Source organism: Pseudomonadota bacterium, from assembly GCA_022361155.1.
In the GTDB taxonomy this organism is placed as follows: Bacteria; Myxococcota_A; Polyangia; order Polyangiales; family JAKSBK01; genus JAKSBK01.
On sequence record JAKSBK010000005.1, the window covers coordinates 1 to 7,232 of the forward strand.

Below are 7,232 nucleotides of genomic sequence, written 5' to 3' on the forward strand. Positions count from 1 at the left end.
ACCAGCTACAACGATGGGCGCGTCGATGTGGTGAGCACGCAGTTTCGTAACGACGAGGACCACTGGATTCTGGGTTTGCCGACGCTGAGCACGGTCAGCAGCACGCGCGGTGCGGCCACCACGAGCCAAAGCACACGCTACGGGTACTACGAGGACGTCCTGCCGGGCCATGCGCTGGCCAACAAGGGAAGGCTACCTGCGTACGCTCTTGGTCCCCTTTACGCACGGGCCGATAACCCCGTCCGGTCCCGAAAGAAGATGGAGCGGGCCAGTGGTCCTACCGTTCCGACGTCTCTCTACAAGCTGTCGCGGGATGGACTTCAGCGTGAATGGCATGAGCGTAGGAAGGCATTGGACGAAATCCCCGGGTGACACCTTCCAGCGGTGGACCCCACGTAGCCGTGATCGCCGAACCATTGCCTATCGCGAGCAGGCCAGTCTACCCGGTCTTCTTCTTCCCGCCCTTGCTGGCAGCTTTTCGCGCTGCTCGGGGCGCCGTCCGGGAAGCGGCGCGCTTCGTCGCGGCGCGTTTGGTCGGTCCTGAGGCCCGAGACCGGGGAACAGCGCGGAAGTCGAGCTGCATACCGATCGCGGCAACGTACTTCTCCAGCGTGGAGACGCGCACGTCGGAACCGGCCTCAAGGCGGCTGACGATTGAGGCGGACGTCTGCATGAGGGCAGCGACCTGCGTCTGGGTCTTGCCGGAGGAACGCCGCTTCTTGGCGAGCTCTCGGGCGAAGGCCTGGCGCGCCTCGGCGTCGATCACGAACTGCGCAAAACCGGGCTCGCGCCGCTCCCGTTCGGCTACGTACTTCTCCAGATCATCCCTTTCTGTTGCTCCCGAGCGGCTTTTTCATGCCGGGCCGGCACCAGTGACGACTATACGCTAGCGCAGGTCGAAGGGGTCCGTTGACGCAGAGGCAGAAGCTCTGGGCTGTGCTCGGCTTGGCTTCTTCCCGCGGTTGGATCGAGGTGGCTTGCGAGCCTTCGCCTTCGTTCGCCTGGCGCGGCGAGCTCCTCGCCCGGCGCGTACCTTACGCGCACCTGACGCTTGCTTGGCTTTCCGCTGAGAGTTCGATTCTGCACGCGCGGGATTCCCCACCGCGCGTTCCTGGCTTTGAGGGTCGGGCGCCTTTTCCGGTTGCCTCGATTTTCACTCCGGTCAGGGTTGCCTAGGCGCGGGTGAAGATGGGGGTGGGGTCTGGAAGGTCAGCAGGCAACCAAGTGGGTATAGCCGCCAGCTGGTCGGCAGCTTCCTGGTTCTGCTGTGGGCAGCAGCGCCCGCCGTTGCCGACACCTAAGGGAACGCTGAATCCGCCGTTGGAACTCGATGGACCCATGCCCACGAGTCGGTGGCCAAACCTGCTACTTGTATCATTGCTGTTCGGCTGTGGGCGGGTTGGCTACTATCCCTTGCCCTCTGACTCCGGCACAGCCGGGGTCGGCCGGGACACCGGACCCATAGGCACTGCGTCGGCCGGCGGCGGAGCCGGGGTGGCGTCCCACCGCCGCGATGGCGCTCTGCCTACCGTCGATGCCAGCGCCGACGCCGGGACCTTGGACGTAGCCGTGAAAGACGCCGGCGGTCCTTCAGACGCTGCACTACCCCCCGTCGACGCTGGCGGTTGCGCGACCGGCCTTGCGGACTGCAATGGTGATCCTGTCGATGGCTGTGAAACGTATTTGGCAACGCTAACGGATTGTGGCTCGTGCGGTGCCGTGTGCGACTATGCACATGCGAGTGAGACCTGCACAAGTGGCGTCTGCACCTTTGGCTCTTGCGAGGCCAACTGGGACGACTGCAACGCCAGCACGACCGACGGCTGCGAGACATCGCTAGCGACGCTCATGGACTGTGGTAGTTGCGGTGCGGTGTGCTCGCTCGCAAACGCCACAGAGAGCTGCACCACGGGTTCGTGCGAAATCGCTGCGTGCGAGGCCGGCTGGGGCAACTGTGATCGAGACTCAGTCAACGGCTGCGAGTGCAGCTGCCCCAGCACCAGTTGCTCGGGAGCGAACTGCGGACTCTGCGCTGCAGAATGCTCCCCCTGCACGCAGACCTGCAGTGGAAGTGGCTGTATGGCCACATGCCTGGCCGGCGCGACGTGCGATTTGGCGGCGAGCTCGGTACCCCAGGCCACACAGACCTGCGAGAGGGCTTCCACGTGCAAGCTCACATGCAACACTGCGGACGACTTCTGCAAACAGACCTGCAAGGACGGGGCCACGTGCGAACTCGCGTGCACTTTAGCCGACCCCTGCACACTCGATTGCCAGGGAAGCGCCGAGTGCCTACTCTCGAAGTGTAGCAATTCAGTCTGCACTCTTCGCTGCTCTGGGTCTTTGACCAATTGCGGCGGTGGCATCAAGGTATGCAACCGCGATTGCCCTTAGGCGCTATTCGCCGCCGCCCTCACCAACGCCGCCCAAGTATGCTGATGCCCGATCTCGCCCTGGTGCTGCACCTCCTGCAAGTACAGCCCCAACGTCTTGGCGAGCTGGTCCAGGGCCCTGAGCCGCACCATGGCGCTGGCCGCGGGGTTCATGGCAATGCGCGTGAGGTTGGGCTGGAGCTTCCGTCGCGTCGGGATCACGGTGTTGGCCTTGGCCCGGACGTGGTCGCCAGCTTGAGCGCGTCAAGTTGCCCTCGCTCGCCGAGACGTACCGCTGGGCCCTCGAGGCTCGGGCGATTCCTGCGGGCGCGCTCGCCCGGAAAAACGCCTGAAAACCCGACTGACTGGGGCCTGAACGGTTACAGCTGATGAGCCAGCTTGCCTTCGATAGCGACGCTGAAACTCTCGTCTGTCGGTTGACGCCGAGCGGCCGCATCGACGTCCAGCCGGGGTCCCCCGAGGACGGGCCCGCTCTTTCAAGCGAAGCGGCCGGGCAGATCGTCGGAGCCTTCGGCAAAGGCCGCGGCGAGGGCGTCCTGCACCTGGGCGCGGCAGAGCTTTCGACCGATCTTCCCCCCTCGCTTTCCTATTGGCGCGACGTGGGGCGGACATTCGTCGCTCGGGTGTGCGGCGCGCTCGACCCGACCGATTCGAACTCGCTCGTCATCCCCGACCCGGACGCCGACGAGCTGTCGGCCCTGAGCCAGGCCGTTCCTCCGATGCAGGGAGCCGAGCTCCTACAGGCCGAGCTCCTGCGCGAGATCTGGTCTGACGCGGGGGCGGCCCTGTCGGCGAAAGCCAAGGGATACAAGGACGGCGTCCAGGGCTATCTGAAAGCGCACAGCTCGGTCTGGCACGCCGTTGGCCGTGTCTGCTTTCATCTGGCCGAGAACAAGCGGGATCCCGAGTATCCGTTCGCCTTCATCGCCACCTACGTGCACAGGGTCTCCAAACAGGCGAAGCCCCAGCACCTGCCGTTGGGCAGGGCGCTCAGGGACTACGTGGGGGCGAAGAACCGGCGGAAGCTTCTCACGTTGCTGGCACCTCTTTCCCGAGCGGCCGAACAAAGCGAGTTCATCCGCGAGCTGGTCGATGCCGGCGACATCTACCATCCGCTCTCCTGGACGCCCAAGGAGGCCCACCGGTTCCTCTCCGAAATCGCACTGTACGAGCAGGCCGGACTTATCGTGCGCATGCCTGATTGGTGGAGCGCCAAGAACAAGCCCCGTCCCAAGGTCTCCGTTTCTGTCGGCGGAAAGGCTCCCTCATCGCTGGGGATGGACACATTGCTTGACTTCGATGTGGGCCTGACCCTGGACGGCAGGTTGCTGTCGAAGCGGGAAATCGAGGAGCTGCTCGCATCCACCCACGGCCTCGTGCTGATCAAAGGCAAGTGGGTCGAGGTCGACCGCGACAAGCTTTCGCAAGTGCTGGACGAGTGGCGTGATGTTCAGAAGCAGGCGCAGGCCGGTGGAGTGAGCTTCGGCGAGGCCATGCGCATGCTTTCCGGAGCCCACATCAATGGTGAGGAAGGGGGCGCCCTTGACGCGCGGCCCGAGTGGTCGGAGGTCGTCGCTGGCAAATGGCTCTCGTCCAGGCTCGATGCGCTGCGCTCGCCCGAGCTGCGTGCGGACATCGAGTCCGGTGCCGGCCTCAATGCCGAGCTTCGTCCCTATCAGAAGCTGGGCGTACAGTGGCTCTCGACCCTGCGCAGCCTCGAGCTCGGCGGCTGCCTGGCCGACGACATGGGCCTGGGCAAGACACTTCAGGTGCTCGGGGTCCTCGACATGAGCCGCCGCAACAAAGACAAGGGTACGGATTTGCTCGTAGTGCCGGCTTCGCTCGTGGACAACTGGCGGCTCGAGATCGAGCGCTTTGCACCGAAGCTCAAGGTGCTCATCGCCCACCCCTCACGCATCCCATCAGGCGAGTTGAAGAAGCTGCCCAAAACGCACGTCGCCGCCCACGACGCGGTGATCACGACCTACGGCACCGCCATGCGCACGGCATGGATGAAGGAGATCGCCTGGCGCACCGTGATCCTCGACGAGGCCCAGGCCATCAAGAACCCGGGCGCCAAGCAAACCAAGGCGGTCAAAGCGATGCAATCCACGTGGCGCCTGGCGCTGACCGGGACGCCGGTGGAAAACCGCCTCGGAGATCTGTGGTCGATCTTCGACTTCCTGAACCCAGGGCTCCTGGGCTCGGCCAAGGCATTCAACCGACTGTGCAAATCCATGGAGTCGGGCAAGCAGGGAGCCTACGCGCCGCTGCGGCGGCTCGTTCAACCGTACATCCTGCGCCGTCTAAAAACCGACAAGAATGTCATCGCCGATCTGCCCGACAAGACCGAGGTCACTGCCCACTGCCTGCTGAGCAAGCGCCAGGCCGCGCTGTACAAGCAGTCGGTCGACGAGATGCGAAGGGCCATCGAGGAGCTCGAGGGCATCGAGCGACGAGGCGTGGTCCTGGCCTTCCTCATGCGTTTCAAGCAGATCTGCAACCACCCGTCCCAGTGGCTCGGCGACGGCGCCTACGAGCCGGCAGATAGCGGCAAGCTCACCCGACTGCGTGAGCTTTGCGAGTCGATCGCCGCCCGCCAGGACAAGGTGTTGGTGTTCACCCAGTTTCGCGAGATGACCGAGCCGCTTTCCGGTTTTCTCTCTGGTGTCTTCGGTCGCAGCGGACTCGTGCTGCACGGTGGAACCGCGGTCAACAAGCGCCAGGGGCTGGTCAAGAGCTTCCAGGAGGTCGACCGTGTGCCGTTCATGGTGCTGTCCCTAAAAGCTGGCGGAACCGGGTTGAACCTGACAGCGGCCTCGCATGTGATTCACTTCGACAGATGGTGGAATCCGGCGGTTGAAAACCAGGCCACGGACCGCGCGTTTCGTATCGGCCAAAAGAAGAACGTGCTGGTTCACAAATTCGTTTGCCGCGGCACCGTGGAGGAGCGCATCGACGAGATGATTGCGGGCAAGCAGAAGCTCTCCGATGAGGTGCTCGAAGGCGGAGCCGAGTCTACCTTGACGGAAATGAGCAACGAGGAGTTGATGGCGATGGTGTCGCTCGATCTGAGCAGTGCCGTGGAGGCTTAGACAGGCGAGCTACGCCTCGTTCCGAGCAGAAAGCATGAGATGAGCCATGGGCAGGTACTACGATAGCTATTGGCCGCCTTACGTGCCGGTGGCGGAGCGTCGTCGCAGAGCCGCGAAGAAGGTCGCTTCGATGAGAAAGGCCGGACGCGACCTTTCGCCGGTCGAGATCGCGGGGCGCAAGATCGCCACGACCTTCTGGGGCGAGGCCTGGTGCAAGAACCTCGAAGCCTACAGCGACTACGAAAACCGCCTCCCTCGCGGGCGGACCTATGTGCGCAACGGCTCGGTGCTCGACCTGCAGATCGAGGCGGGCGGTGTCCGCACGCTCGTCAGCGGCACGGATCTGTACACAGTCGATATCGCGATCAAGCCGCTAGCCAAGAAGAGGTGGACGGAGATCAAGGCGCGATGCGCTGGCCAGATCGACTCGCTGGTCGAGCTGCTCCGGGGCTCCATCTCCAAGAGCGTCATGGAGATCGTCACGCGCAAGGGCGAGGGGCTGTTTCCGTCGCCTCACGAGATCAGCCTCGATTGCTCGTGCCCCGACTGGGCCACCATGTGCAAGCATGTGGCAGCGACGCTCTATGGCGTCGGGGCGCGTCTCGACCTCGAACCCGAGCTGCTGTTCACCCTGCGCGGTGTGGATCCGACCGAGATGGTGGAAGCCGCTGTCGATCAACCGGCGGGCAACGGCAAGGCACGCAAAGGACGTGTGCTCGAGACCTCCGAGCTGTCGTCGGTGTTCGGTGTCGACATCGACATGGATCGCGTGTCCTCAGGCGAAGCGCTGACGCGCACCAGGCGGGATCCGACCAAGGCAAAGACGACGAGGCGCGCTGCGAAGACGCGGAGATCGGAAAGCTCCAGAGCGAGCAAGAAGGCTGCCGAGAAAACTGGGACGAGGAAGGCAGCCGCCGTCAAGAGCACCGTAAGGCGATCCGCGACCAAGAAGAAAGGCGCCGCAAAGAAGGCAGCGGCCGCGAAGACCACCACCAAGACAGCCGGCAGGAAGGCTGCCGCAGAGAAGACAACAAAGAAGAGCGCCCCCGTGAACAAGGCCCACCTCCGGAAATCCAGAACGACCACATCGTCCGCCAAGAAGGCGGCCGGCGCGAAGGCCGCTCCCAAGAAATCGACGGCCAAGCAGCGCGCCGTGAAAAAGGCAACATCCAAGAAGAAGCCGGTTGCGAAGAAAGCGACCAAGAAGAGCCGGAGGTAACACGATGGGACGACGGCACGGAGGCTGGCCCGAGCGAGCGCCGCTTCCGACTTGCCTGCCGCACAAGACAAATGCAGCGATGACCATCAGCAGGGTCGATCGCCGGGATTACCGGCGCAGCAGCAGCAATGCTCATTTCACGTCAAGCCGCGTACTCTGAAACAGGCTTACGGCCGCCGACGCCTTGGATGATAAAGGCAATGCAGGCCAGCGACTCCGTTGGGAGGCAGGCCTTGCATCCGCGGACTGCGCGTGACGGTCAGCATGATTCTGGGGTTGCTTGCTTCCGGGCGGTCGTATGACAAGACACTAGCACGAGGTCACGCCTATTCGCAACAACGATCCTCGCCCGGCAACCCCGGTCGGTCTCCAGCGCGGCGCGCTCGCAGCTCGAAGGAAGCTCGCGCTTGACGTGGGAGTGGATCGATCCTGTTGGCGCTGATAAGGCACGCCAGTGGCTCTTCGGATGGGAGGACGAGCGCGCGGCGGTCGAGCACACCGGCGAGGGCGAGCATGCCGTGCACA

At 64.0% G+C, this 7,232-nt stretch carries 6 protein-coding genes; 4 read left to right on the top strand and 2 right to left on the bottom strand.

The features are described from left to right. Positions 1-372 (top strand): hypothetical protein (locus MJD61_00090; GenBank protein ID MCG8553677.1); only part of this gene is annotated, 372 nt, incomplete at its 5' end. Between the two features lie 67 nt (positions 373-439). Here the strand turns inward: MJD61_00090 and MJD61_00095 are convergent. Both MJD61_00095 and MJD61_00100 read right to left on the bottom strand, forming a co-directional pair. Further along, a complete protein-coding gene (locus MJD61_00095; protein MCG8553678.1) occupies positions 440-766 on the bottom strand; it encodes a helix-turn-helix domain-containing protein in 327 nt (108 codons plus the stop codon). Between the two features lie 1,624 nt (positions 767-2,390). Continuing rightward, positions 2,391-2,594: a hypothetical protein gene (locus MJD61_00100; GenBank protein ID MCG8553679.1), complete on the bottom strand. Its 204-nt coding sequence runs from the start codon at positions 2,592-2,594 to the stop codon at positions 2,391-2,393. Positions 2,595-2,761: 167 nt separating this feature from the next. On the opposite strand from MJD61_00100, the gene MJD61_00105 reads away from it, so the two are divergent. The 3 genes from MJD61_00105 to MJD61_00115 all read left to right on the top strand — a co-directional run bounded on the left by MJD61_00105 (position 2,762) and on the right by MJD61_00115 (position 7,118). Next, the gene (locus MJD61_00105; protein ID MCG8553680.1) at positions 2,762-5,488 is read left to right on the top strand and encodes a DEAD/DEAH box helicase; all 2,727 of its coding nucleotides are present in this window, start codon (positions 2,762-2,764) and stop codon (positions 5,486-5,488) included. 46 nt (positions 5,489-5,534) lie between these two features. Beyond that, positions 5,535-6,707, top strand: a complete 1,173-nt coding sequence (locus tag MJD61_00110) for a hypothetical protein (protein MCG8553681.1) — start codon at positions 5,535-5,537, stop codon at positions 6,705-6,707. Between the two features lie 252 nt (positions 6,708-6,959). Then, on the top strand, positions 6,960-7,118 hold the full coding sequence (locus tag MJD61_00115; GenBank protein ID MCG8553682.1) for a hypothetical protein: 159 nt from the start codon (positions 6,960-6,962) through the stop codon (positions 7,116-7,118). Positions 7,119-7,232: the final 114 nt, after the last annotated feature.

Coding starts and splice junctions, on each gene's coding strand:
- MJD61_00105 (MCG8553680.1), top strand. CDS start 2,762: ATGAGCCAGCTTGCCTTCGATAGCGACGCTGAAACTCTCGTCTGTCGG.
- MJD61_00110 (MCG8553681.1), top strand. CDS start 5,535: ATGGGCAGGTACTACGATAGCTATTGGCCGCCTTACGTGCCGGTGGCG.